This window comes from Vibrio sp. G-C-1, assembly GCF_021728015.1.
GTDB lineage: Bacteria > Pseudomonadota > Gammaproteobacteria > Enterobacterales > Vibrionaceae > Vibrio > Vibrio splendidus.
The window spans coordinates 589,656-616,370 of sequence record NZ_JAKKCR010000001.1 but is presented as its reverse complement, the minus strand read 5'-3'; the positions used below and the strand labels follow the sequence as shown (position 1 = coordinate 616,370).

Annotated in this window: 19 protein-coding genes; 7 read left to right on the top strand and 12 right to left on the bottom strand. The window is 44.0% G+C overall.

What is annotated here, in order from left to right:
• The first annotated feature begins 248 nt into the window (after window positions 1-248).
• From L3V36_RS02780 to L3V36_RS02770, 3 genes are read left to right on the top strand one after another with little or no spacing between them, the layout of a single operon-like run.
• The gene (locus L3V36_RS02780) at window positions 249-1,643 is read left to right on the top strand and encodes a DASH family cryptochrome (protein WP_102447916.1); all 1,395 of its coding nucleotides are present in this window, start codon (window positions 249-251) and stop codon (window positions 1,641-1,643) included.
• A complete protein-coding gene (locus L3V36_RS02775) occupies window positions 1,640-3,199 on the top strand; it encodes a cryptochrome/photolyase family protein (protein ID WP_102447917.1) in 1,560 nt (519 codons plus the stop codon). The genes L3V36_RS02780 and L3V36_RS02775 overlap by 4 nt, the downstream gene beginning before the upstream one ends.
• Complete coding sequence (locus L3V36_RS02770; protein ID WP_102447918.1) at window positions 3,199-3,939, top strand: SDR family oxidoreductase; 741 nt, start codon at window positions 3,199-3,201, stop codon at window positions 3,937-3,939. Before L3V36_RS02775 ends, L3V36_RS02770 begins: the two co-directional genes overlap by 1 nt.
• A 147-nt stretch (window positions 3,940-4,086) precedes the next feature.
• Here the strand turns inward: L3V36_RS02770 and L3V36_RS02765 are convergent, their stop codons facing one another.
• From L3V36_RS02765 to L3V36_RS02735, 7 genes are all read right to left on the bottom strand, one after another.
• Entirely contained in the window at window positions 4,087-4,971 is an 885-nt protein-coding gene (locus tag L3V36_RS02765; protein ID WP_102448081.1) for a PA4780 family RIO1-like protein kinase, read from the bottom strand.
• A 93-nt stretch (window positions 4,972-5,064) separates the two neighbouring features.
• A complete protein-coding gene (locus L3V36_RS02760) occupies window positions 5,065-5,208 on the bottom strand; it encodes a DUF2256 domain-containing protein (protein ID WP_017078065.1) in 144 nt (47 codons plus the stop codon).
• Between the two features lie 361 nt (window positions 5,209-5,569).
• Window positions 5,570-9,286, bottom strand: coding sequence for an AAA family ATPase (locus tag L3V36_RS02755; protein ID WP_102447919.1), 3,717 nt, complete (start codon window positions 9,284-9,286; stop codon window positions 5,570-5,572).
• 5 nt (window positions 9,287-9,291) lie between these two features.
• Complete coding sequence (gene sbcD / locus L3V36_RS02750; RefSeq protein WP_208774272.1) at window positions 9,292-10,545, bottom strand: exonuclease subunit SbcD; 1,254 nt, start codon at window positions 10,543-10,545, stop codon at window positions 9,292-9,294.
• A gap of 213 nt (window positions 10,546-10,758) precedes the next feature.
• Window positions 10,759-11,328: a porin family protein gene (locus L3V36_RS02745; RefSeq protein ID WP_017078062.1), complete on the bottom strand. Its 570-nt coding sequence runs from the start codon at window positions 11,326-11,328 to the stop codon at window positions 10,759-10,761.
• Window positions 11,329-11,835: 507 nt separating this feature from the next.
• Window positions 11,836-12,492 carry a glutathione S-transferase family protein gene (locus L3V36_RS02740; protein ID WP_017080701.1) on the bottom strand — a complete coding sequence of 219 codons (657 nt, stop codon included), beginning with the start codon at window positions 12,490-12,492 and terminating at the stop codon, window positions 11,836-11,838.
• A 188-nt stretch (window positions 12,493-12,680) separates the two neighbouring features.
• Complete coding sequence (locus tag L3V36_RS02735) at window positions 12,681-13,277, bottom strand: LysE/ArgO family amino acid transporter (RefSeq protein WP_208774270.1); 597 nt, start codon at window positions 13,275-13,277, stop codon at window positions 12,681-12,683.
• Between the two features lie 504 nt (window positions 13,278-13,781).
• Here L3V36_RS02735 and L3V36_RS02730 point away from each other — a divergent pair.
• Entirely contained in the window at window positions 13,782-15,500 is a 1,719-nt protein-coding gene (locus L3V36_RS02730) for a S8 family peptidase (RefSeq protein WP_017090254.1), read from the top strand.
• Between the two features lie 299 nt (window positions 15,501-15,799).
• Here the strand turns inward: L3V36_RS02730 and L3V36_RS02725 are convergent, their stop codons facing one another.
• On the bottom strand, window positions 15,800-16,324 hold the full coding sequence (locus L3V36_RS02725) for a GNAT family N-acetyltransferase (protein ID WP_208774269.1): 525 nt from the start codon (window positions 16,322-16,324) through the stop codon (window positions 15,800-15,802).
• Window positions 16,325-16,598: 274 nt separating this feature from the next.
• Here L3V36_RS02725 and L3V36_RS02720 point away from each other — a divergent pair, with 274 nt between their 5' ends.
• Entirely contained in the window at window positions 16,599-17,894 is a 1,296-nt protein-coding gene (locus L3V36_RS02720; RefSeq protein WP_208774267.1) for a diguanylate cyclase, read from the top strand.
• Between the two features lie 288 nt (window positions 17,895-18,182).
• Window positions 18,183-18,938: a class I SAM-dependent methyltransferase gene (locus L3V36_RS02715; RefSeq protein WP_102575920.1), complete on the top strand. Its 756-nt coding sequence runs from the start codon at window positions 18,183-18,185 to the stop codon at window positions 18,936-18,938.
• 131 nt (window positions 18,939-19,069) lie between these two features.
• Here L3V36_RS02715 and L3V36_RS02710 read toward each other — a convergent pair whose 3' ends face one another.
• The 4 genes from L3V36_RS02710 to L3V36_RS02695 form a co-directional block, all read right to left on the bottom strand.
• Window positions 19,070-21,118, bottom strand: coding sequence for a TonB-dependent receptor (locus L3V36_RS02710; RefSeq protein WP_102575921.1), 2,049 nt, complete (start codon window positions 21,116-21,118; stop codon window positions 19,070-19,072).
• A gap of 172 nt (window positions 21,119-21,290) precedes the next feature.
• Window positions 21,291-22,220 (bottom strand): LysR family transcriptional regulator, encoded by a 930-nt coding sequence (locus tag L3V36_RS02705; RefSeq protein WP_029405227.1) that lies wholly within the window; start codon window positions 22,218-22,220, stop codon window positions 21,291-21,293.
• A gap of 230 nt (window positions 22,221-22,450) precedes the next feature.
• Window positions 22,451-24,640, bottom strand: a complete 2,190-nt coding sequence (locus L3V36_RS02700; protein WP_208774265.1) for an immunoglobulin-like domain-containing protein — start codon at window positions 24,638-24,640, stop codon at window positions 22,451-22,453.
• 487 nt (window positions 24,641-25,127) lie between these two features.
• Window positions 25,128-26,126: a DHH family phosphoesterase gene (locus tag L3V36_RS02695; RefSeq protein WP_208774263.1), complete on the bottom strand. Its 999-nt coding sequence runs from the start codon at window positions 26,124-26,126 to the stop codon at window positions 25,128-25,130.
• Between the two features lie 239 nt (window positions 26,127-26,365).
• On the opposite strand from L3V36_RS02695, the gene L3V36_RS02690 reads away from it, so the two are divergent.
• Window positions 26,366-26,605, top strand: a complete 240-nt coding sequence (locus tag L3V36_RS02690; RefSeq protein ID WP_004733935.1) for a PAS factor family protein — start codon at window positions 26,366-26,368, stop codon at window positions 26,603-26,605.
• The last annotated feature ends 110 nt before the right edge of the window (window positions 26,606-26,715 follow it).

Below are 26,715 nucleotides of genomic sequence, written 5' to 3'. Positions count from 1 at the left end.
CTATGGACTAGAGTTTCTATGGATTGTCTGTTCCTAAAGACTGTCGCTCTTAAAAAATAGCTGTTTGGGCTTATAAAGCCAGGCTTCATTAGCCAACCTCTATCGGTATTATTGGTTGGCTTCTGTCCCCTCCTCAATCCTCTTCTTTCCCCAAATTCAACCAATACCCATTTGACGTAATCATTTGTGATCTTGTTTGTTCATCCACTCGTAACCGTCTAATAACTAACAAATCACGAGTGCAAGCAATGAAAAAGATTGGTCTCTATCTTTTTGCGAACGACTTAAGAATCAACGACAATCAATTGCTCCATTACGCTGCGCAGAGCGTCGATAAACTCATTTGCGTGATTATCGAACCCACTTTGGTTCGTTTCTCTGCTGATTTAGCGCAAGAGCAAAGTTATGGCGCACATCGCCAGGCTTTTGTTTCACAATCGATAGTCAATTTGAAATCGAATTTAGTAAAGCTTGGGCAGCAAATTGTCGTGATTCGCAGTAATCATTTAGAACCCGACACAACCGAGCAAACACTCAGCCAAATTATTGCTACACAGCACGTCACCCACTTTTTCGCCAATGCACACTGCGGTTACGATGAGCGACGATTGATTCGATCAATACAAAGACAGTCGCCTAACTTAGTAATGTGTTTACCACATCACTCAACCTTGTTTGACTCACATGAGCTACCGTTCGAATTCTCAAAAGTCCCGAGCTCTTTTACCAAATTTAGAAAGCTAGTCGAGCACTTAGACGTTAATCGCAATGAGACGGTTATTTCGGCTCTACCACCAGCAGTGAGACTAGCATTAACATCGACATCGACATCGACAATCTCATTATTCAGTTCACCAAATGATGAAAGCGCAGTAATAAGCGATTATTTGGGTGGCGAAGACGCTGGACTAGCGCATTTAGAAAACTACTTTTCACATGATTACGCTCTTAATTACAAGCAGACTCGAAACGCATTTGACGGCATCGAAAACTCAACCAAGTTCTCACCGTGGTTAGCGCTCGGCTGCGTTTCGCCTAAAACGATTTATCGCCATTTAAAACAGTTCGAAGCCGATCATGGCAGTAACGATTCAACCTATTGGATCTACTTTGAGTTGTTGTGGCGCGAATATTTCTATTGGAAGTGTTTGTCACTGGGTTCCTCGTTGTTCGGTGAAACCTCAAACCATGAACTCAATTCTTCAAACTCCTCAGCGACGTCGAACCTGAATTTCGCCAATTGGAAAAGTGGCAATACCAACTATCCGATTGTCGATGCGTGTATGCGTCAGCTCAATACAACTGGCTATATGTCGAACAGAGGAAGACAACTAGCAGCAAGCTGTTTGATCTACGAACTAGGGATCGATTGGCGACACGGCGCAGCCTATTTTGAGAGCCAACTAATCGACTATGACGTGGCATCAAACTGGGGCAATTGGGCGTATATAGCCGGAGCACTGAACTCTCAGGTAAACACTCAAGCCAATAAGCAAAATGATGCTAACCAAGCACAACCCAAATCACACCATTTCGACTTGGCTAGGCAGACCGATATGTATGACCCAGACCATATATTTATAAACAAGTGGAATGCCAGAAGCAAAGAACTTGTCTTAACCAACAATCAGGATGTGTTATGAATTTCAAAACCGTGCGCCTTGTCTTAGGTGACCAACTCAATATCCAACACTCTTGGTTTCAACAGGTTGATGACGAGGTCATTTACATCATCGCTGAACTCAAGCAAGAGACTGACTACGTTGCATCGCACATCCAAAAGGTGGCCGCTTTTTTCTCTGCGATGGGCTATTTTGCCGACGAACTCAAACAACAAGGTCATCAGGTACTCCACCTCACTCTTGATGACACCACGCAATTTGAAAATCTCGATGCTCTATTGCAACACTACGTACACGAATTCGGCGTAGAGAAATTCGAATATCAAAGGCCAGATGAATATCGCCTTTTAGAGCAGATGAACAAGCTAAAGCTCACTAATGCGACCAAAGGTTGTTGTGATTCCGAACACTTCCTCTTTCCATTCGAAGAAATCGAACAACAGTTTCCGAAAGACAAACACATCATGATGGAACACTTCTATCGCCGAATGAGAAAGCGCTTCGACATTTTGCTAGAAGACGGAAAGCCAGTTGGCGGCAAATGGAATTACGACGCGAACAATCGAAAGAAACTCAAGAAACAAGACATTGAAAGCCTGCCTCAACCTCTGATGTTTGCCAACGACATTTCCGCGATTTTAGAACGCATCGAGCGTCATCAAATTCAAACCATTGGTGAAGTTGGCGACCAATTATTATGGCCAGTTAACCGCGCACAAAGCTTGTCTTTACTCGCGCACTTCTGCCAAGTCTGTTTACCGCTGTTCGGTCAGTTTCAAGATGCGATGACGACAGAACACGATTCAAAATGGAGCTTGTATCATAGCCGCCTCTCCTTTTCGTTGAACAGTAAACTGCTGAGTCCCCAAGAAGTGATTGATGCTGCGCTGTCAGCTTATCAAGCTCCTTCTAAGCCAAACGCAGCAACTATCGATATTGCACAAGTCGAAGGGTTCGTGCGCCAAATTCTAGGTTGGAGAGAGTACATACGCGCCGTTTATTGGGCAAACATGCCTGCGTACGCCAATAAAAACCATTATTCAGCAATCAATAATCTGCCCCATTACTTTTGGGACGGACAAACCAAAATGAATTGCATGAAGCATGCGATTGACCAGTCCCTTGAGTTTGCTTACGCGCATCACATCCAAAGGTTAATGATCACTGGCAACTTCTGCTTAATTACAGGCATAGACCCCGACCAAGTAGACAGTTGGTACCTTGGTATATATGTTGATGCGATTGAGTGGGTCGAAATGCCAAATACGCGAGGTATGGCACTGTTTGCGGATGGCGGGATTGTCGGAACCAAACCATACTCTGCCAGCGGTTCTTACATCAACCGTATGAGTGACTACTGCAAAGGCTGTCACTACAAGATAAAAGAACGCAGCGGAGAGCAATCTTGCCCTTTCAATAGCTTGTACTGGCGCTTTATGAACCAGCACCGCGATGCGTTAAACCGTAACCCACGCATGGGCATGTTATATCGCTCTTGGGACAATATGGACGAACAAGACCAACAAGCGATACTCGACACCGCAGAACAACGAATCACAAACTTGGAGAATTTATAATGGTTGAGCAACTCAGATTACACATACTAGTTGTTGGTGGGAGTGGCGGTATTGGTTTCGCTGTGGTTAAACACCTATTATCTGAGCTGTCTCGGTTTGATTTTCTTGATGTGCATGTAGACGCGACTTACCACTCTCAACAGCCAGAACTAGAAAACAGTCGTTTGAACTGGCACAAAGTCGATGCAACCAACGAAGCTGATATTGAGCAACTCAGCAAACAGTTTGAAAAATTGGACTGGTTGATAAACTGCGTGGGTATGCTTCACACATCGGAGCTCGGGCCGGAAAAAAACTTGTCTTCTATCGACCCTGAGTTTTTCCTGAAAAACATTTCGGTGAATACCCTACCCAGCTTATTATTGGCAAAGCACTTCACACCGGTTCTTAGAACGAGCGACAATCCAAAGTTTGCTGTAGTTTCCGCAAAGGTAGGTAGCATTTCAGACAACCGATTAGGAGGTTGGTATAGCTATCGGTCATCGAAAGCGGCACTCAACATGTTCATCAAAACCATGTCGATTGAATGGCAACGCACCATAAAGAAAGGCACAGTATTAGCGCTACACCCGGGCACAACAGACACGGCTTTATCGAAACCTTTTCAGACCAATGTCCCTGAAAGTAAGTTGTTTGAGTCGAGCTATGTCGCCCATCAATTGGTGGACATCATTCGCACTGCCACACCGGATAACAGTGGGCACTTCTACGCTTACGATGGTGAGCAGTTAAGTTGGTAATTAATACCAGTGGCCGTCTTTTATGAGTGCTAAAAAAAGAAAACCCAACAGAGTTGAGGCTCCATTGGGTTATTTTTTGAAAGAGCGCCTCAGTTTTTTAAGGCGTTATGACTGACATTTACGAAAGATCAAAACGGATCATTACGACTACTCAGCCCAATTGAACTTACTGTCGTCTACACCTTCTTTCTCTTCTTTAACACGCTCGCGTCGGTATTGTTCTTCAATTCGCGCAGCATCTATCTCTTGCATAATGGCTTCGATATCAGCCAAATCGTCAGTTTCTGTAAACTCACCCGTTAGCTTGCTGTCTGGCTTCAAGTCGCCTTTTTCGTAAAGCGCCCACATTTCCTTGGCATACTCGGTTTTCGCCAATTCAGGGGCAAACTGAGCGTAATAATCACGGATGTTATTGATGTCACGAGCCAACATCCACTCAGCGTTGTTATTAGCCGAAGCGTCGACAGCTTGTGGTAGATCGATAATCACAGGGCCGTATTCATCAACCAATACGTTAAACTCAGACAAGTCACCATGGATCAAACCAACGCAAAGCATTTTAACCACGTAAGTCATCATCACCGCATGATCTTCAATCGCTTGTTCTGGCGGCATTACAACATCGTTCAATCTTGGAGCCACATAACCGTCATCATCAGTGACTAGCTCCATAAGCAGCACGCCATCAAAACAGCCATAAGGCACAGGCACACGTACGCCCGCTTCAGCCAGTTTATACAAGGCATCCACTTCAGCGTTTTGCCACACTTTCTCTTGCTGTTCTCGACCAAAACCAGAGCCTTTTTCCATCGCTCTGGCACGGCGACTATTTCGGACTTTTCGGCCTTCACGATACGCCGTTGCTTTTTTAAAGCTGCGCTGGCTTATTTCCTTATATACCTTGGCACAACGGATCGTATCGCCGCAGCGTACGATGTACACTGACGCTTCTTTGCCACTCATTAATTGGCTTGTCACCTCGTCGACTAAACCATCGTCAACTAAGGGCTGTATTCTTTTAGGTATCTTCATGCCGCCTTTATACATTAGTTGTCTTACAGATAGAAATATTAACTTAAGAAATAAATGACGAAACTATTAACGTGTTCTAAAAACGAACAGAAATTACGCCAAAGTTGGCTTATGACGACGACAACGTTCAGAACAGTAAATCACGTCATCCCAACAACGTTGCCACTTTTTACGCCATGAGAAAGGCTTTTGGCAAATAGGACATGTCTTAGTTGGTAAATGGGGCTTCTTGTGCATGGCCGTTTCCTTTTTGATGAGTCCACTTCCTGCGTTTGCCAGAGAATCCTTATTACGCTCGATTCTCGCTTCAGGGAATGACGAAGGTAATACGACTAACCCCAAATTCCCTATTACGTTCGTACCTCACTTTAGGAAATGAAGAAAGTAATACCAACAAGCCCGGATTCCCTATTACTCTCGTGCCTCGCTTTAGGGAATGACGGCTGCCTTTTATTCGATCCTGACATTAAGGGATGACGGCGAAGTGATTAATGACAACTTCCGACTCCGTCATCCTCGAGAAGGAGGAACGACTGAGTCGGGGATCTGCTTAATCCAGCCCTGTTTCTATTTCTGCGCTGATGAATATGACTAGAAGCTAAGCAACAACCTTGTACTGCTTCTCCATCTCACTGACACCTAAGCCAGAGTGTTTTGTTACTTTAAGCTGAACAGGCACTCGCTCTTTCAGTGCTTCAACGTGACTAATGACGCCAATCATCTTGCCTGATGCATTCAAGTTATCGAGCGCGTTTAAAGCAATGTCCAATGTGTCGCTATCCAGCGTGCCGAAACCTTCATCCAAGAACAGAGAATCAATACTGGTTTTGTAGCTCACAAGATCAGAAAGCGCTAATGCCAACGCCAAGCTCACTAAGAAGCTCTCGCCACCGGACAAAGTCTTAGTATCACGCATCACATCGCCCTGCCATGTATCAAGCACTTGCAGCTCTAAACCATCATCGGCTTTACGTTTTAGCTCGTAACGACCATGCAAACGCTGTAGCTGCTTGTTCGCCAAGTACACCAAGTTTTCCAGTGTTAGACCTTGAGCAAACTTACGAAACTTGTCGCCGTTCTTAGAACCAATAAGTGAATTCAGGCGTGAAATATCATCAAAGTCGACCTGCTGCTCGTCTATTTGCTTAAACAGATTCTGCTGATTACTGCGGTTCTGGTTATCAGTTTCAAGATTGGCAGAAATCGCGCCGATCTTTGTCGCATGGCTTTGTTGTGCGTTTTGACATTCAGTTGTCGCTTCTTCAACTTGCTGTTGGTCTTGCTCTTGCCATGTTTTAGCATTTGCGTGATTTTTTAGCTCCACTTGCGTCGCTTTGGCGGTGTTCAACCTTACTTGCGCACTGACAATCGCTTCGTCTAAAGACTTTTTCAGGCTTTGAAGTTGAGTTCTAACCTCTTCATCTAACAACGCTGCTTCAAAATCAGCCTCACCTTCGAATGGGCTAGCTTTCAGCGCTTCTGACCAAGCATTCGACGCTTGTATGTAGCTCGATTGCTTACTGACCAACTCGTCCGAGAAACCAGTGTGTTTGGTTTGCTCGGTTCGATGTTCCAGCTCGCAACGGTTAAGCACTAACTGCGCAGCATCAAATGCATTTACCGCTTCAGTGACTTTTTGCTTCATCGCATTGCTGGTGGCTTGAATGTCTTTATCACCAAACAATTCTGTTCTTTCAGCCGTTACACGAGTGAGCTCTAACACAAAAGACTCACTCTGTTGCGTCAGTGTCGCAAGCTCTTTCTCAACACTGCTTAGCTTGTCATCTAAAGTTTTCAGTTCGGCAGTTTGAATAATCAGTTGCTTCTCAATATCAGCCTGTTGCTGTTTAGTTTGCTGCCATGTGCTTGATGCTTGTGATTTAGCAGTAAACCAATCATCAATATGTTCAAGTTCAGGCGCTTCGATAGCCGTTTGAACAATGCTCTCTTTCAGAGCGTTCCATTGCTGTTCTTTTGCTAGAGCTATCTGAGCCACTTGTTCGTTCGTGCTGTGATTTTGCTTATTCAGATCCGCTAAGCGTTGCTCGGCCAACTCGAGATTAGACTGTGCCTTGTCAGCCATAACACTTGCAGACAAGCGTTGTTTCTCAGCTTCGCCATAGTGTGCTTTCGCATCAGCCAACGCTTTGAGTTGCTGTGAGCTCTGACTTAGTTGAACTTCACACTGCTGAGCGAAGGTCGCGACTGTAGCTTCATTGCCTAAATCGTTAATCGTTAGCAGCGCCAACTCTGGAGCCGTGCCAACGAAATCCGATAAGCTCTGTTGAAGCTTGCCGACAACGCCTTGCCAATTCAATTGAGCCTGCTGAATATCCGCTTGCGTACGTTGAATGTCATCGTTAAGCGCCGCAATCATAGGGGCAAGAGAATCTAACTGCTGACGATGCTCTTGGCCTTCTTTTTTGATAGCCGTTAGCTCTAGGTTTTCCCTATCTTTTTGAGCAACCAAATTTGCAATGTCTTGCGACTGTTCAATCGAATGGTCTGTTGAACCACACAGTGGGCATTCAGAGCCTGACTCTAGAGCTGCACGGTATTTTGCTAATTCGCCCTCTTGATCAATCAAACGCGTTAATCGCTCAAGCGAAGTCTCTTTCTCTTTATATCGCTCCACCAGCACTTCACGTTCTTTCGAAAGCTTGTCGACCAACTGAATGTTAGTTTGATGTGCCTGTGTTTTTGCATGCAGCTGTTGCTGGGCATTTAGGAAACCACGGTTGATCTCAAGTAATGAGTGCGTATTGCGATTCCAGTACTCCAACAGATCTTTTTGCGCATTCAATACTTGTTCGCTGATGTTGCCTTGCAATGCTTCCCACTGTTGCTTTGCACTACTCTCTAGCACAACCAATTCACTTAAAGTTTTGTCTTGCGTTGCTTTAGCTTCTTGCGCAGATTTGATGATCGTTTGCTGTGCATCAACCGCACACAAAGCTTGCTTCGCTGAGTTTAGTTGTTCTGCATGTTGACGCTCTAAAGTACGAACTTGCTCAACTTTGGCTTGCCATTGACCTAGGTATTTTTCCAGATGTTGGTCAGCTTGATGTGTATTTAAATACTCAGTGCTGAGTTGATCTTGTTGCTTCAGTGCATCTGTTTTTTGGACTAAAACGACTTGTTGATTACGCTGCTGCGTATGTTGCTCGTTTAGCGTATTTGCTGCATTAACGGCCGCAGTTTGCTTATCTTTGAGTACGGCAATTTGGTTATCTAGCGGACGGACAAGATCGATGATCTTCTCTTGTTCTTGTTGCTCGGTTTTAACCTGTTCGACAATTGCACTGCTTTGAGTCAGTTTAGTTTGCGCGTCTTTCTTCTCTGCATCACGAACAGCAAGTAACTTGGTGCTGTTATCTAAGTGAGCTTGAGTGGTGTTCACCTCTTGTTCGCAACGCTTTAAATCTTTGTGCATTGGGCGCAGCTTTTCAGCTGGTGCACTGTTTGCCAAACGCTCTAGTGCAGGTTGGTTTCGGTCTAGTTCATCTTGAGCTGTTTTAAGATCGTGATCACTGGCCGCAATAGTTTGCTCAGCTTTGGTCACGTCTTTCCACCAGCTAAGATGCGCTTGCCACTCTTTTAACTGCTCAGACAAACGCTTCTGTTCCGCTTCTGACGTTTCTCGTTCTGTGGTTAGCTCTTTGATTTGCTCTTCAGAGAGTAAGCTCACACCTTCTGCTTTCGCTTTAAGGTGATTAAGCGACTCTTCACTCGACTTGAAATGATCGTAGATGCGCTCAGAGATCAGGCTATAGACTTCTGTTCCCGTCAGCTCTTCAAGTAGCTCTGCACGGTCGTTAGCATTGGCATTTAAGAACGCCGCAAACTCACCCTGAGACAACATGATCGATTTAGTGAAGCGTGAGAAATCGAGACCGGTTACCTGCTCCACCAACTTGGTCTTCTTGGTCAACATAGTTTCTAAAACTTTGTCAGTTTCCGCATCGGCAAATTCACACGTTGGCGTTTGTAATGCGCCATCGTGTTTTCCGCGCGCACGCTTTTGGTGGAAGTTAGAGCGATACGTTTTGCCCTGCACTTCAAATTCAAGCTCAGCGAAACACTCACCCGTGCCACGCGTCATTAATTCGTTGTTGCCTTTAGCGATGCTCTTTAAACGCGGTGTGCGGTGGAACAATGCCAAACAAATCGCATCAAGAATGGTGGTTTTACCCGCCCCTGTAGGGCCAGTAATCGCGAACAGACCATTTTCTGCAAACGGTGATTGGGTAAAATCGAGCTTCCAACGCCCTTTCAAAGAGTTCAGGTTTTCAAATTCTAGGCTTAAAATCTTCATACTGGTTACTCTTCTACTTTGTTTGGCGCTTGAGCGCTCTCAGACACTTCAACCATCACTTGTTTAAACTTCACCGTCATTCGCTCTAAACGTGCTTTTTCAGAATCGGTTTCAAATTCTTCTAAGGCAATACGCTTCATAAACACGTCCATCGGGCTCAATTCTGACAGCGTTTCTGCTGACTCTTGCTCTAAGGCTTGATTACGACGTTCTCTTGCTCGGCGCAGTTGCAGCACTTCAACGTTCAATCCTTCGGTTAGTGCGCGCATACGTTCTTGAAGATCCGATAAGTAATCTTGCGCTTGCACTTCTATCGATAACCACACGCTTTGTTCGCTATCTAAACCTATGTATTGGTTCAGCTGAGATTCGATCTCGCTCAAGTCGCCTTTGATTTCAGCTAGGGGTTGGAACGCTGGAACTGGCAATTGAGAAATGGTGCGCTCGCCTTCAACAAACTCAACCACACATACCTGCTTTTGAGATTTAAGTTCATCAAAGCTTAATGGTATTGGTGAGCCGCAGTAACGAATGTATTCACGCTTTGCCACCACTTGTGGACGGTGGATATGACCAAGTGCAATATAGTCTGCGTCTGGGAAGCCATCAGCGGCAAAACCATCAAGGTTGCCGACATAGATATCGCGTACAGAATCCGATTGTTGAACACCCATCGCCGTTAAATGACCCGTAGCGATAATCGGCATGTGCTCGCTGTTTTCAAACGTCGCACGTTTTTCTACAGCGGCATCATAAACACTTTGGTAGTGCTGTTTGATTGCATCGCCGAGTTGCTTCTGACGCTCAACGCCTGTGACACCCGCCTGGCTGGTCAACACATCGCGAGGGCGAATAAAAGGAATGGCACAAACCAGCGCTTCTACATCGCCGTTCTTGCCTTTTAGTTCGACAACCTGAGTCGCATGATCTTCATTGGTGTTCGGAATCACGTCTGCACCCATGTATTTGAGCAACTGTTGTGTCTCTTTAAGCACAGAGACTGAATCGTGATTTCCACCTAATAACACCAATTGGCAGCCGATCTTGTTCGAATCGACCACAAACTTGTTATACATCTCACGAGCGTAACTCGGCGGAGTACTGGTATCGAAAATGTCGCCAGCAACAATGATCGCGTCGATGTCGTGCTCTGTAACTTGCTCAAGTAACCATTGTAAAAACCGTTCATGTTCATTCTTACGGCTTTTATTGTAGAAGTTTTGGCCAAGGTGCCAATCGGACGTGTGAAGAATCTTCATTGCTGCTCACTGGAAGTCGGTAATACCTTTAATCTAACAAAATAGTCGACATAATTCCCTTTTATAAGCTTGTGAAAACCAACTAATTTCAGGCTTTGGACCAACTCCGCCCATAGCGTGACCAATCGTTATTTTTGATATAAAAAAACCGCTCAACGTTAGAGCGGTTATGGGTGTCCATGACATTAACTGTAAGTTATTTCACAGAGGTCATTAAAAATTGTACGAAGCACCCAGTGTTACTGTGCTAAACGCGACATCGCGACTCGCCAGCCTATTACCATTAGGGCCGAAGAATTCGATATTTACTGCATCTGCTTGCGAGATTAAACGTAAGGTTAGGTTTTCTACTGGCGTGTATTCAACACCTATACCAAAATGGAAGCCTGCACCAGAATCATCATCAATGTAACTAGAGCCCTTAGAGTTTAGATCAACGTAGCTAAGGCCTGCGGTTACAAACGGACGAATTGAATTATCAAACGTGTAACCCAAATTTGCCGCAACAGAGAAAGATGTTGGTGATAGTACCTTAGTGCCAAATTTTTCGTAATCAGCATAATCTGTGTAACCAAGTTCGATACCAACAATGCGGTTAAATTGGTAACCACCGTAAAGGCTATATCCCATGCTTTCAGCATCTAGACTGCCTGCGCCGTCAGTGTCTGAGTCTTGATACACACCAAGGCCTGCGCCAATGTATGGACCGCCCTCAATACCAGCAGCAAGTGTAGGAAGTGAAACTAAGCCAATTAGGCCCAATAGAAATGATGATTTAAGCATGAAAATACCCTTTTTTTGTCTGTCCTACAGTAACGTTGATCAACAGCCAATAGTTTCCGACACTATTTCACCTGTTGCGCTACTGTTTAAAATAAATTAAATAAGCAACTCCTAATGAATAATAAAACACTGTTCATTTACGGAGCGAATGAGAAGGTATCACAAGATTTTTAGGTCATCAAACGAACAATCATAGATATTTAATCCAGTCTTATTTATGAGACAGATGCATTTCCTGCGGCGTAACGAGTACTAAAATACGTATAAACCTGATAGTAAACCTGAGCATCATCAATATTAAGTTCATTATAATCATGTTGTTACCGTACTAACTAAATTGTTACTCGTTCTCAAAAACAACCTGAATCTTCACGCCTAAATATAAAAACTCATCCTGCTCCTCCCTTTTTCCAATAAAAGATATAAAGAGAAGAATGAGTTTAATTTGGGAGGGTATTTATTTAGAACAGCCTGCTATTAAAATATATTTCAATTTAATTCATATTATTAACGAGCTTCAGCGAGACTAGCCAAATAGTTATTCGTTAAATAAAAGCCGCTGAACTTCTCAATAAAGTCCGCAGGAACGGTTTTATCGGTCAAGCCAGATTCAATCAGCGCCACTTGCCACTTCTGTACTTTAGGGAAGCCTTCAAGCATATCAAAACCAGAGCCCTCTTTAATTACTGACGCTCGGTGCAACAGTGGTAGCCAAGCGATGTCGACGTTAGAGATGTAATCGCCTTTGAAGAAGTCGCTGTCACCCAGCTTGTTCTCGGCCTTTTGGAAGGATTTTTGAAGATTCGCTAAACGCGTCTCAAAGGTTTCTTTATCTTTACTGCCCATCGTTCCACATTGCGGCATGTAATGTTTGCTTGCCTGATAAGACCAAGCGCGATCTAGTGCTTTTTGCTCTGGAGACACCTCTTCTATCGGCGCATATTTATCGTCTAAGTATTCAACAATTGCATCTGACTCAAACAGAACTGTGTCATTTTCTGTAATCAATACTGGCACTTGTCCGTTTGGCGAAATATCTAGGAACCATTGAGGTTTATTATTTAGCTCAATGTATTCAATTTCAAATGGGACATTTTTCATTACTAAAGCACCCATTACACGTTGAACGAATGGGCAGTTTTTAAAGCTAACAAGTTTAATCATGGTTGACTCCGAATTAGGTCATTAATTTGTATTTGTACCCCTAAGACGAACGCCAAAACCGAAAGACGAAAAATAATTCCATTTTTGTGGAAATAATTAAATACGAAGGCAACTAAAGGCAGTCACTTTAAGTCGTCACTTTCGGTAGGAACTTTAGATAATATGTTTGAATGCCTAATTACGAGCGGCTAAACGATCAAAGATATTGCAATAGACGCCATGATCATGCCAACGACAAATTCCAACACCTTCCACGCTCTCGGGTTCTTAAACATTGGAGCCAAGAAGCGTGCGCCATATCCAAGTGAAAAGAAGAACACAAACGACGCCGATACTGCACCAGCGCCAAACAACATTTGATTAGGTTGATATTGCGTTGAGATAGAACCCAGCAATACCACAGTATCCAAATACACATGCGGATTAAGCCAAGTAAACGCCAAACACATCGCAATCGCTTTGGTTAACGAGTCTTTGGTTTCAGCAGTGGCTTCTAAGGCGTGGGTTTCAGTAAATGCTGAACGGAAGCTTAAGAATGAGTAGACACCCAAAAAGATAGCGCCGCCATAACGAGCGAGCTGCTCAATTTGTGGGAACTGTTTAACGATTGCGCCAAAGCCTGTAACGCCGAAGCTAATTAGTAAGGCATCAGAAATGGCACATACAGCACAAACTGCCAATAAGTGTTGATTCTTAAGCCCTTGCTTTAAAACAAATGCATTTTGAGAACCGATTGCAAGAATCAGCGAAAGCCCAAGGGAAAAACCAGCAAGATAAGTCGTCATGGAAAAAGGTCTGTAAAAGTAGTGACGGTAATAATTGACACAATACTGCCAATTAATCAGATTGTTAACAAGTGACTCTGTTGTTTATCAATGACACGTTTCGTGTATTTTTGGCCATTAGAGTAACAAAAACACGAGGAGCAGACGCACACTTCGACTCTAACCGAAACGAGTCACCCTACTCTCAGATACAATAATTAACAATCCAATCAATTGATTTTAAACACCTTTAATTCCAAGCTTTATTTTATAAATATTGATTTTATTAATAGAATTCAGCTCAAAGTTTGAGAATTAAAAATCGATCACAGTGAGATCTTCCTACCATTTCATTGACCAAGCGAATGATACAAGTCTGATTGCATATTACCTTTTAACTGCGTTTTGAGCGGGCATTTCCCTCTCACTCAACTGACTTACTGCGTGTTTTTTACACTTCGTTTCGAAGAAGTCAGCGTTAGTCGCACAACTATTTAGTCGCACAATGATAAGGATGCACCACAGATGAATCACGGACAAAGACTTACCACTATAGCCCTAGCTATTATGGCTTCAACCCACGTATCAGCTACGACTCTGAACGAGAGTAGCCCAGAGCCACAACCTATCAACTCTCCTTTTATTCAAGATGTAAAAGGCACGATTGTTGAGGATTACTCACGAGAAACCATTCAACCTTCATTCTTCTCTATGAGAATGATGAGTAACGCCGATGAACAGCGCGGCGATTGGTTTAACTTATCGGCGAGCTACACAAGACTTCAGGGCGTGGGTTCAGATATTGTGTATGACTACCTAATGCCCCCTCTTATGCCACAGCCAGTTATCGTTGCCGTTCTTGATTCGGGTGTCGATGTTGAACATGAAGACCTAAAAAACAAACTTTGGACCAATGAAGGCGAGATCCCAGGCAACGGCATTGATGATGACGGCAATGGGTACATCGATGATGTCCACGGCTGGAACTTTCTGGGTAACTCGTTAGGTATTAACGTTGATCAAGACACACTAGAGGTTACCAGAGAATACAAAAAGTACCTCGAGTTAAAAGAAAATGGACATTGGATTCCGCGTAAGAAACGCAAGTACTATCAAGGTGTTGAATCTGATTACTTGTCGTCTCTAAAAGATGACCAAGATGCATTGAATCGTGTAACAACAGCAACTGAGCAAGCCAACGAGTACAAAGCAGAAATCCTTAAACTTACCGATCACAAAGACTTCACGGTAAACGGATTGCAACCGCTATTGAATAACGAAAACCCGAGCATTGTTACTTCAGCTGAAGGGCTTTTGAGCGTATTTGATTCATGGTATTCATTCGAATATCTAGAATCACGTCGTAGCCGCTATCAAGACTCTCTAGATTTCCACCTTAACCTAGAGCTCGATACGCGTGGCGATATTGTTTGGGATGACATTTCTAACCCTTGGGAAAAAGGCTACGGCAACAACGATGTAAAAGGCCCTGTAGGCTCACACGGCACACACGTTGCTGGAATAATCGCTGCTGAGCGTAACAACTCAGTGGGTATTGATGGTGTGGCAGATCATGCTCAAATCATGGCAGTACGTATGGTGCCAAATGGCGATGAGCGAGACAAAGATATTGCTAATGCGGTGCGTTACGCCGTCGATAATGGCGCGAAGATCATTAACATGAGCTTCGGGAAAAGCTACTCACCACGCAAATACATTGTCGACCATGCATTCCGCTATGCCGCTCGTAAAGGCGTGTTGATCGTTCACTCTGCGGGTAACAGCCGCAACGATAACGACATCAAACCAAGCTTTCCAAACCGTTACGCTAAGCACTATCGCTCGAAGCCTATTTCAACGTGGTTAGATGTGGGCGCATCAGCGAAATACGCAGACGAAACCTTGGTCGCAAGCTTCAGTAACTTCGGTCAGAAATCGGTTGATGTATTTGCACCGGGATATCGAATTTTGTCAACCACACCGGGGAATACTTACGGTTCGAAAAGTGGCACAAGTATGGCTGCGCCTGTCGTTTCTGGCGTCGCTGCGTTGGTGTGGTCGCGCTATCCTGATTTATCGGTAAAAGAGCTAAAGGCGATGTTAATGGGTGAATCAAAAATCTACCCAGAGCTGCTTGTTAAAAAGCCATCAAGCCCAGAAGATTTGGTTCCTTTCAGTACCCTTTCTATCTCAGGCAGCGTAGTAGATGCCGAAGCGATATTTGCAGAACTAGAAACACGCTAACGCTTTATCCATTATCGTTAGTCATTGATACCGGATATTCGTCATTCCCTAAAGCGAGGGACGAGCGTTATAGGGAATCTCGCTTTGCGGTTAGAGATTCCACATACCTCATCCCTCGGTTCTGGAATGACGCTGGGGAATCAAGTCAATGTTGTGCACGTCACTTCCAACTACGAAAAACTACAGCCGTGACACTCTAGACAGCGATGTACATCGCTGTCTTCCCTACAGTGAGGAACGAACGTGATAGGGAATCTTTCTTTTACTTCGATCTACAATGTCGACCGCATCTACCTCATCTACCGCAACTCAATACTCATGAACTGGCTGTGCGGATCCAACACATAGTCAGCAAAGGGTTCGCAGTATCCAAAGCCAAACTTTTCATACAGGTTACGCGCTGGCTTAAAGTAATCTTCTGAGCCTGTCTCTAAACTGATTTGTCGATACTGGCGAACGGCTGCTGTGTCTATTACATGCTGTAACAGTTGGCTTGCAACACCTGACTTTCGAGCAAACTGTGAGGTTCTCATTGATTTCAGTTCAGCATGTTGGGTATTTAACTCTTTAATGGCAACACACCCAAGCAGTTGGTTGTCTTTCCAAGCGCTGAAAAAGGTAATTTCTGGCGACTTAAGTCCATCCAGATCCAATGCATGAACGCTTTCAGCTGGTGATGTGGCATACATATCGGTAAGGTGTTCTTCAAGCAATTCAATGACTTCCCCACCAGACAAGTCATCAAGCTTAATTTCTATTGATGTGCTGCTTTCCAATGCTGTTCCGTTTCCCTTTGAATCCTGTGTTTTTATTTCTGGTTTCATTACCTCAACTCTCCTTGTTTAGTTCGCTTATTCAGCTTGAGTGATTTGGCTTTAATTACTGGCCTGCTTTTCTGACTGTTTCCTTTTCAATAACTCGGTTTGAATCAGTAAAATTACTGATTAATCATGAAATTATAAATGCCATACTGACCTTACCTAGATAGCATATTTTTCTTATCTAGTCTCTTCATAAAAGTGTTCCACAATGCCTGTGTGGTCACTATGCCGAGGAACAACACCTGTTTCAATTTAACGAATAAGTAGCCAGGTCGATATGAGCATTCAATTAGATTTAACCACCACGACACCCTGCCAAAACTTCGATTCCGCGCAAGGGCGCATGACACTGCAAAATCACCGAATTATTGATGTCGACAACGAAGTCGCTCATATCTTTGGTTACCGAACCCGTGAAGAGCTGTTATTGAACGTTGAATTTGTTTATGCGTTAGTTCCTGACAGTTACCAAGAGCTAGCCAAGAAACGTTACTTAGAGGCTATAAAAGGCAAACTAAAAAAAGGAAAGTTGTACACCGATATTCCAGCCAATGGCCGCAACATCTCTATCTTTTGCCTATCACACATTATTGAACTCAATAGTAAACCCGCCCTCCAAGTCACTATCATCGACATCACATCCGTAGTCGAAGCTCAGCGCAAACGTAACGAAACGGATCGCATGTATCGCAAGCTGCTTAATACATCGAAACAAGGGATCCTGATCCATAGAAACTTCAAACCTTTAATGGTCAACCAAGCATGGGTAGAACAACAAGGTGCGGACTCAATAGAGCAAGTGCTTGCGATGGACTCCATCCTATCCATCGTACCTGAAGATCAGCGTTCAACGGCCATCAGACGCTGCGAGAACATTCTCAATGGCAATACACCCAACTTTAGTTCCGTGGTGTCTAACCAATGCTTTGATGGCACACACAAATACTTCAACCTCTATGACAACGTGATTAACTGGGAAGGTGAAGACGCGATACAAGTGATCCTTGAAGAAGTCACCGATAAAGTATTACTAGAAAGGGAATTACTGCATCGAGCGATGCATGATGACTTAACGCATGTGTTCAATCGTCGTGCTATTTACGATTGGCTCAAGAAGCCGGTTAATCAGCATATGGAGATGTCATGTCTGTTGATTGATATTGATGACTTCAAATCGATTAACGATCGATTTGGGCATACCGTGGGTGACACGGTGATTAGGCACTTAGCAGACACAATTAAAGCTCACATTGAGTTGTTAGGTGGCGTAGTTGGACGTTGGGGTGGCGAGGAGTTTATTGTGTTCATTCCAAAAGCGAAATCGGCCCATACCAAAATCATCAGCGAACGAATCTGCCACACCTTTAACCAACATACCTTCTATGGCATTAATCGCCGCGCTTTTACAACGAGCGTGAGTATTGGCGTTACCAACCAGTGCGAGTGCCACTCTGCCAACACCATTGATACACTTATTCGTGTTACCGACGATGCACTATATCGTGCAAAAGCGAATGGTAAAAATCAAGTCTCGATCAACGATGATGTGGTTTGCTATGAAGCACTAGCTTGATCGCAGTTCCCTGTTCTCCTGCATAACCCACCAGCTCTCCTTCATGTTCCTCTGGCTCTCCTGCATAACGCGCCAGTTCTCCTTCACAATCCACCGCCTTTTTAAGCTTGCGCTAAATGAGTCGGCTAACCGTACAAATTGAGCACAGCCACACATAATTAAATTACAGCCACCGAGAATTAAAGCACATAACTTGATCGAATATTTGATTGCGATTTCGACATTTCGGTATATGATGCGCCACCCTCATTATATCAGCTAACGCTGTAGGCACTTATGTCCGCCAATATGTCAGCTACTATTTCTTCCAACGCACTTTATACCGACCTATCCGGTTACTACGATTTAATGTGTGTTGATATTGACTATCAAGCGCAAAGTAACTGCGTACGTAGGCTACATCAAATTTTCGGAAATGGTGGAAAGACTCACCTCGACTTAGCTTGTGGCACTGGTCCACACGTTCGTCACTTTATCGATTTTGGTTACCAAAGCAATGGACTCGATCTCAACGCGCCAATGCTAGATATCGCTCAGGTTCGCTGCCCCGAAGCCAATTTCTCGGTGCAAAACATGAGCAGTTTTGAAGTGGCAGAACCTCTGGATTTGATCACCTGCTTCTTATACTCAATCCATTACAACGATGGTTTCGAGAAGCTAAAAGAATGTGTTGAGAGCGTACATCGCGCTTTAAAATCAGAGGGGATTTTCTGTTTTAATGTGGTGGATAAAGACAAGATCAGCAATGATCTTTTTGTTCGACACACCACCAATCTTGAACAAGATGATTTCACGTTCAGCTCAGGCTGGTATTACTCTGGCAAGGGTGACAAGCAGGCGTTAAAACTCAGTATCGAAAAAACGACTGCTGGTGAAACTCAAGTGTGGAATGATGAACACCCGATGGTGGCATTCTCGTTTAAAGAGCTAATCGAGATATTGAAGCCCTACTTCGAGGTTAATATCTTCGAGCACGATTACGACAAGCTGATTCCTTGGGATACCAAATCAGGTAATGCTCTGATCGCTTGTGTAAAAATCTAGGTAAGTCGATACAAAACGAATTAGCCAGATTCAAACACAGACAAAAAAGAACCCACACTCGCCGTACTCTTTATCGAGCATCAGCCAGTGTGGGTTCTTTTGTATCAAGCTATCAGTTACTGAACTCTAGATTAGAAGTCAGCTGTCATACCTACGTAGTAAGTACGTGGCTCTTCAACATAACCTAGATATTCTAGTTCTTCAGATACTGACTCGTCCGTTAGGTTCGAAATACCTGCACGTAGTCGTACTGAATCATTCACGTTGTACACTGTGCCGATGTTCAATGTTGTGTATGCGTCTTGAGTTAGGTCGCTTTCGATCTGACGCTCACCACGGTAACGAGCACTAACAAAGGTGTTAAGGTCGTAAGTCGGGCTCCAGTTTAGTTTAACTAAACCCGAGTGCTTGTAACGCTCAAGTAGTTGTTCGCCTGTCGACTTGTCTTCAGTATCTAGGTAAGTGTAGTTACCAGAAAACGCCCACTTATCAGAGATTTGATACATACCACCTAGCTCAACACCTTGAATGATTGCTTCAGAGACGTTTTGGTAAGTTTTCGCGCCTAAATTACCCGTTGGTGTGCCGTCAGGGTTTTCACATTGACGAGCACTTTCGTTCCAATCACCGCCTTCTGGACAGTAACCTTCCGTTCTTTCAATCAGGTCATTAATCTCATTTCGGAATAATGCCGCTTCGATGTTCCAACGAGATTGAGTGTAAACCGCCGCCAACTCGTAGTTTAAGCTTGTTTCTGGGCTTAGATCTTCATTACCGACTAACGCACAGCCACCTTTACAGCTTGGTACCTGATAGTCAGATTGGTTTTGAGTCAATGTTGGTGCTTTAAATGCTTTACCCACACCACCCTTGATGATCAGGTCATTCGTTGTTTGATGAACCAAGTACACACGTGGGCTGAACTCTTCACCGTACAATTCGTGCTTATCTAAACGACCACCAATAGTTGCCGTTAGTTGATCCGTCATTAACCATTGGTCTTGAACAAATAGTGCACCTTGATAAGCTTCAGACGAACCACTCACTAAGTTCTCTTTGTTGGTCAGCTCGCTCAGTTGGTAATCCATACCAAACGTTAGCGTATGGCTTTCACCAAGATAAGTGGTCGCAGACGCTTCAACAATCTGAGTCAACTCTTCGATATCGCTGCTGAAGTTATTACCCAGATCAGCCGCATCATTGTCAGTCACATTTTCGCGTGAGTAACGTACTTGCGTGTCACCCCAGCTCCAAAAACCGCTGTGTGTAATCGCTTGACTGTTACGTACAACACGCGTGTCAGACTCAATAACTGAGCTTGAGCTTTCAGCCGCTGAATTACGTTCGTCGTCGCTGTAACCAAAATCGAAATCGATGGTTTGGTTATCCGTTGCATGCCATGTCAGGCTTGCAAGCATGCTTAGCGTGTCACGGTCTTCTAAAGCTGTAATATCTTCACGATCGTAGCCAGAGCTGTGTGTACCAGAATATGGTTGCCATGCGTTACGGCTTGTTTGGTTAACAGAAACTCGCGCAAACAGCTCATCTTCAATCAACGCACCAGAAGTAGTGAAACCAACAGACTGCTCTTGGCCACCGTTACCATCCATTGGAGATGACGAGTCCATGCTCAATGTAGAGCTCCAATCATTTTCTGGAGCCTTAGTGATGATGTTGATTGTACCGCCCATACCATCTGAACCGTAAAGTGCAGACATTGGGCCACGGATGATTTCAACACGTTCAATTGAATCAGCAGGAATAGTTGATAGGTCGAAGTCGTTACCTCGGATGATGGCACTCGCCGAGCTTAGACGACGGCCATTAACCATGATAAGCGTGTAATCTGAATCCATACCACGAATAGAGATCATCTGACGGCCAGCACGTGTGCTATCAAAGTCAGATTCGACACTGGTTGATTCTGCAACGATGTCAGCCAAGGTAATACCAGGGCTGTCTTCAATGTCTTGAGCGGTGATCACTGACATTGAAGCCGGCGCTTGTTTTAGTGCCATTTCAGTACGAGTTGCCGTAACAACCATTTGCTCATCTGTAGCTTGCGCTTCTTCTTGCGCCAACACGTTAGCCGAAAGTGAGGTACAAATAACAGCGACTGCGATCGAAAGGGGTTTACGAACCAAAAGAGGTTTGCGAATCAAAAGAGATCTCTCAGACATGATATTCATTCTTATATGTAATTGGTAATGATAATGGTTTGCATTAAACAACCAGTTACCACTCTTATCAACGAAAGTTTCATACCAAAAATTGATTCTCGTTATTCAACTTTCAAATAATAAAACCAATACATATTCATTTTAATAGCATGACCTCAATAGCATTCACCACCTAGATAGATTGGGTGTATATCTCTTTAAATAAATCACGAACCCAACGACACATAGGGTCATTATGGAAACGTTTATGCCAATAGAGATAAACATCTTCTGATGGGCTTCTGATCGCTTTGGGAACGCGTTTACAAATTAAATCTCGTTGATTGGCAGCTTGTGTCGCAAATGGTGTCGGCAAGTGAAAGATAATGTCGGTCGTCTCCGCAATATCCGCAGCAATATTGAAGTTGGACAACTGAATTGGGATCGATAGTTGGCGCTGCTTATCAATCAAGCCAAGGTCTTTAAATCGACTTTCAATCGAGAGCTTCTTATCCCCTTGCAGTGAGATTTGACCAAGTTGGCTATTCAACAAGTCATCAACCGTGATCTCTTTATCCGCCAGAGGGTGGGCTTTGCTCATTAATAACCGATAATCGCGACTGATTACGAACATTCGATACAGGTTTTGTTCAGAACTTAATGGCTCATGCGTCGACAACACAAAATGCGCATCACCGGATAACAGAGGCTCAAAGTGTCGTTTAGGAATCGAGTCGATATCGACAACCATATTCGGCGCTTGCTGACGAATTTGTGCCACTACTTTTGGCAAAAGGTGTGAAACCTGAGGAACCAAACCAAAAAAACGAACCGTACTATCACTCGTTTGTGGTTCAAACACGTCTCCGTGAACCAGTTTCTCAAGGCGCGTAAGCACAGAGTTGAGGTCTTGCTTGATGACCTCTGCTTTCGGGGTCAGTTCATAGCCATAAGCAGCTCGCACCAACAAATCATCGTTGAACACAGTGCGAAGTTTTTGTAGAGATCGGCTCACCGTAGGTTGGCTCATATCCAGCGCCAACGCCGTGTTGGAAACGTGCTTCTCTTCAAGAAGGTGTTTAAGAATAACGAGTAGGTTTAGGTCGACTTGGGCAAGATTCATTATGCAAATATTCACAACAGAGAAAATTCAGTATGCGCATAGTGCATCTACCACCACATTAATACAATTGATAATCACTCTTATTTTGATCTAGAGCAAAATGCAGAACCGAGTTTGAGGTTAGGAAAGGTTTGAAGCTCTAAGTCAGAAATGTTTGAACATAAGAAAAGAGAGGCACAATGGCCTCTCTTTGATCGTCTACTTTATATTGCTAACGTTGAGCTATCAGACTACAGCTTTGTCCAAGCATCTTGCCAATATTGGCTATCTGCTGGTGCGTAAGATGCACTTGCACACCAAGCAGTGTATGGCCAAGGTTTACATTCGTACAGACCATTATCGCTGCCTACCACAATGTCACCCGCTGCGTAGTTTGTGCCCGCTTCATACGGAGGGTAATCACCTGGAGGAGGAGTTGTTCCGCCACCGTCTTTAACAGCGAACGAATCATTTACCATCACCATTTCACCGTCAGATGCTTTACCGACCACTTCAAGTGCATATTGCCCTTCCGCTACATCGTACAAGTCCATGGTAATAGCGCGGCTTTCCGTTACGTTAACCTGAGTTTGCTCAACCACAGTACCTGCACTGTTGATCACCATAGCGGTAACATCTAACGCTTCATTTGATGTCAGTGTTAGATCTAAACGAACATTGCCGTTATCTGGCGCATATTCTGACTGAAGGCCTGAAACTGCAAGCTCTAAGTCATCGCCCGGATCTGGGTTACCACCACATGAAGAGTCTGAAACTTTTCTCCAAACGCCCCACTCACCTGTCGTTCCTGGTTCTTCGCCACGAGTGTACCAACCCGCTCCCCACGTTGAACCGTCGTGAGATACTTGGTCACCTTCAACATAAACGGTGTCGGCATCCCATGCAGCAGCACAGTTAGAACCATCCGTCACAGACACTTTACGGTCAGCGGTTACAGTTTGGTTCGCGCTATCTGTTACGCTATACACAAGCGTGTAGTTGCCGATTTCATTCACATCAACACTGCCAGTGTGTGTGATGGTACTTGTAAGGTCGCCATCTTCAGCATCATTCGCCGTTACGCCTGCCATAGCATCAAATGCAGTTCCCAACACAACAGTTGTGTCAGACACACCATTGAATACTGGCTTCTGGCTGTAAACCTCTACGGTTCTCGCCTTAGTGGTTTCGTTGTTATCACTGTCTTTCACTCGGTAAGTCAAAACGTAAGTGCCAATCACACTGGTTTCAACGTAACCTTCAACATCGATTGATGACGTTAGATCGCCGTCTTCTTTGTCTGTTGCCGTTACGCCGTCCATTGGGTCAAACGTTGTGCCGTGAAGAACACGCGTATTTTCGACACCTTTAAGAACTGGCTCACCCTCGACTGGAGGTGGCGTCACTTGACCGTGTACAAACGGGCCGTAGTCTTTAATAAACTGCTCGTTGTATTGTTGACCGTTTTTGTTAGTACCCATGTCCCAGTTGATAGACCAAGTCATTACACCACGCAGCGGTTGGCCTTGAGTTGTTAAGGTCTCGAACGCGTCGTATAAATCTTGAGGATCTTGCACAAAGCCAGTTGCTGCAGCATCAATGCTAGAAGGAATACCAAACACCAACTTGTCATGTGGAATTTTGTGAAAACCGCGCGTTCCGTTGATCAGAGAATCAGAGATGTAGTAGATGAATTCTTCTTTTAATGCATCGTTGTTTTGAGCAATCCAGCCCACACCGTCAACCCAGATACCGTCGCCACCTTGGTTGTAGAACTGTGGGTTAATCCAGTCGTAATAACCTTCTAGATTATCGATATAAGGAACGTACTTACCGCCTGTCGTTAGATACGGGAACTCAGGCGCCATAGTAATAAGGAAGTTTTTACCTTCTGCGCGGTAGTGATCTTTCACTAGCTTAAGTGCATCTGGAATCACGGTTTGGTTGTTTGCTGCGGTTACGGCTGCTTGTTCAAGGTCGATATCTAGACCATCGAAACCGTAACGCTCGGTAAGACGGATAATCTCATCAGCAAAGGCTCTTTCATCACCGGTTTCTAGCTCTACGTGTGCATCAGCACCACCCAAAGCCAACAGTACAGAGCGACCTTGCTTGTTGAGCTCAGAGATTTGGTCAATAAATTGTTCTTCTGAAAGCCCAATGGTTGGGTCCAGTTTAAAAGTTGGGATTCGACCATCAGCCACATCGTAAACCTTCATAAATGACACATTCACGATGTTATACATTGGGTTTACTTCATCCAGCGTCACACAAGGCGCATTACCACCTTGGTAGCCGCCACCGTCACACCAGTTGTGCCAATAACCGACCACGACACCAGAATCTGGATTCGTCATATCTGAACCATTCGCATAAACAGCGCCAGACATCGCGGCCATGCCGACCGATACAGCTAATTGTAGAGCTTTACGTTTCAACATTAGTCCCACTTCCTTACTTAACAGCTGTGCCAATCACAACTGAACCAATTCATTGTAATCATGAATATTTATAGAGAAGTAATGGAATTTATAGGAAAAGATGACCTTTGATTTAACTTGTGATTTTAAGTCACAGATTGAATATCAGAATCAATATGATTTTGACTTTTCATTCAAATTGAAATGCTAAAAGCTGTTATTTTCGGCCGAACACATTGACCATGCAAATATTTAATCAACCTTAATTCACATAGATAATTAACCGAAAATATAAAAAATCACCAATAGGAAAAAACGAACTTTAAATCGACAAAAATCGATCCAAACACACCGTAATTACTGACCTCAGACCAGATGCCATTGCGAGTGATATCACTAAAACAGCTTGGATATAGACGTCATACATGTGCTAGAGATACACACGTATAACGGAATATAGGAGTGAAAATTTGTGGAATTTTGGATGTATACCTCAGGAATTTTTCAGTTAACCCTCAGCGCCAGATGAATAATATGCATCCAATAGTGAAATAAAATTCACCTTATCACGTTCATTAAGTTGATTAATACCAGCCGCTGCTTTTCTTCCTCCACCCGTTTCAAAGCTTGAGCAAATTTCGTCTGCACCCGTTCTGTTTGATAATGGCGCCCGTAAGCTCACCGTGTAAGACTCGCCATCTTGGTTTTTCGTTAATACTGCTTGAGCTCGGTTTGGATCTTGATTAACGATTTCATTACCAAATACGCCACTGATGCGCCTCGCCCAAGTCTCACCTGGTAGTTCAAACACACGTGCGACTTCACTTTCATAAACAGGAGCAAGGTTTGATAACTGCTGGCGATCATTTTGATAAGCAGCTCGTAGTCGATAAAACACAGAGTTTTTATCATCTAAAAGGTCAAATGGGTTCGGGTATTGATAAAGGGTTTGGTAGAGCTCAACTGGAGTGAAATGCAAATCACTGAGTGACGAACCGTAACCGTTGTAGTTAACCAAGGTACCTAGCTCTTCTAAAAACTCTGTGTGAGATTCATCGAATCCATTTTCATCCGCTAGCCGCGCGGCCACAGTTTTTAGATTGTCGCCAAAGGCCGCCGCGATTCCCCAAGCCACATGCGCACCATTCAGCTTCTGGTTAATCAGCAAGCTCGTGCAGCTCTCTGGCGCGGTATCAATCAGAGTATCCAAATAGCTAGAGTCAGGTACCTCACCAGTTCGATGATGATCGCAATAAAATACACTAATGTTGGCGTCTAGCAGTGAGTGCAATGCAGATAAGTTTTTCTCCATCGACACATCTAAAACGGTAACGGAAGAAATGTCACCTTGATCACCCGGATCCATAATTTGAGTAACAACTTGAGAGACCAACTTAATATCACGCTTTACACCAGTAATGAGCACGCTCTCACGTGGCTCACTTAATCGCAGCTGTAACAACGCGATTATGCCATCTGCGTCTCCGTTGAATACGTCGTAGTGCATGTTGTTCCTCTTCCTATAGATTTAACCGTTTGCCAGAAACGCGCCAATACGTTCGTTTATTTGATAGTCTGTCATTATTTTAGTTATATTTCACAGATACTTAAGTCTATTTTGGAATGCCTTATTCTCATTAGATTCAAAAGATAAACACATTAATAATATTGTATGACTTATATCACAGTAAAAGAACCTGAAAAGATTATAAAATAAGCGCCTCCCACTTAATGATAAAGAGACGAATGAACACTACCACCACTCTTGTTTATGACACTTTGAAAAGCCTTGCTGCTCACGCTCCTGAGCAACATGCCGAGATTCGCCAGCGTTTATATGAGCAGTTGAGCCTGCCATTTAACAAGCAGCTCTCGTTATACGCTAATGTGCTTGGTCCTATCAGTTCAGGTAAGTTAGCGGGATGCGACAATATTGATAAAGCGGTTGAACTGGCACTGGATGTGCTGGAAGGCCGAAATAAGTAATTCCCCTTAAAATACGTAATATAACGGCCCAGATCTTCCCCCAGATCGGGCCGTTTTTTTATTCTCTTCATTTATCTAGTTGAATTTTAGGCACAAAAAAGGCGCAGATG

Bases quoted from the DNA above. Each gene is read 5' to 3' on its own strand.
- L3V36_RS02770 (WP_102447918.1), top strand. From the start codon at position 3,199: ATGGTTGAGCAACTCAGATTACACATACTAGTTGTTGGTGGGAGTGGC.
- L3V36_RS02720 (WP_208774267.1), top strand. From the start codon at position 16,599: ATGAGCATTCAATTAGATTTAACCACCACGACACCCTGCCAAAACTTC.
- L3V36_RS02730 (WP_017090254.1), top strand. From the start codon at position 13,782: ATGAATCACGGACAAAGACTTACCACTATAGCCCTAGCTATTATGGCT.
- L3V36_RS02765 (WP_102448081.1), bottom strand. From the start codon at position 4,971: ATGAAGATACCTAAAAGAATACAGCCCTTAGTTGACGATGGTTTAGTC.
- L3V36_RS02745 (WP_017078062.1), bottom strand. From the start codon at position 11,328: ATGCTTAAATCATCATTTCTATTGGGCCTAATTGGCTTAGTTTCACTT.
- L3V36_RS02695 (WP_208774263.1), bottom strand. From the start codon at position 26,126: ATGCACTACGACGTATTCAACGGAGACGCAGATGGCATAATCGCGTTG.
- L3V36_RS02700 (WP_208774265.1), bottom strand. From the start codon at position 24,640: ATGTTGAAACGTAAAGCTCTACAATTAGCTGTATCGGTCGGCATGGCC.
- L3V36_RS02740 (WP_017080701.1), bottom strand. From the start codon at position 12,492: ATGATTAAACTTGTTAGCTTTAAAAACTGCCCATTCGTTCAACGTGTA.
- L3V36_RS02705 (WP_029405227.1), bottom strand. From the start codon at position 22,220: ATGAATCTTGCCCAAGTCGACCTAAACCTACTCGTTATTCTTAAACAC.
- L3V36_RS02775 (WP_102447917.1), top strand. From the start codon at position 1,640: ATGAATTTCAAAACCGTGCGCCTTGTCTTAGGTGACCAACTCAATATC.
- L3V36_RS02715 (WP_102575920.1), top strand. From the start codon at position 18,183: ATGTCAGCTACTATTTCTTCCAACGCACTTTATACCGACCTATCCGGT.
- L3V36_RS02725 (WP_208774269.1), bottom strand. From the start codon at position 16,324: ATGAAACCAGAAATAAAAACACAGGATTCAAAGGGAAACGGAACAGCA.
- L3V36_RS02760 (WP_017078065.1), bottom strand. From the start codon at position 5,208: ATGCACAAGAAGCCCCATTTACCAACTAAGACATGTCCTATTTGCCAA.
- L3V36_RS02710 (WP_102575921.1), bottom strand. From the start codon at position 21,118: ATGTCTGAGAGATCTCTTTTGATTCGCAAACCTCTTTTGGTTCGTAAA.
- L3V36_RS02690 (WP_004733935.1), top strand. From the start codon at position 26,366: ATGAACACTACCACCACTCTTGTTTATGACACTTTGAAAAGCCTTGCT.
- sbcD (WP_208774272.1), bottom strand. From the start codon at position 10,545: ATGAAGATTCTTCACACGTCCGATTGGCACCTTGGCCAAAACTTCTAC.
- L3V36_RS02780 (WP_102447916.1), top strand. From the start codon at position 249: ATGAAAAAGATTGGTCTCTATCTTTTTGCGAACGACTTAAGAATCAAC.
- L3V36_RS02735 (WP_208774270.1), bottom strand. From the start codon at position 13,277: ATGACGACTTATCTTGCTGGTTTTTCCCTTGGGCTTTCGCTGATTCTT.
- L3V36_RS02755 (WP_102447919.1), bottom strand. From the start codon at position 9,286: ATGAAGATTTTAAGCCTAGAATTTGAAAACCTGAACTCTTTGAAAGGG.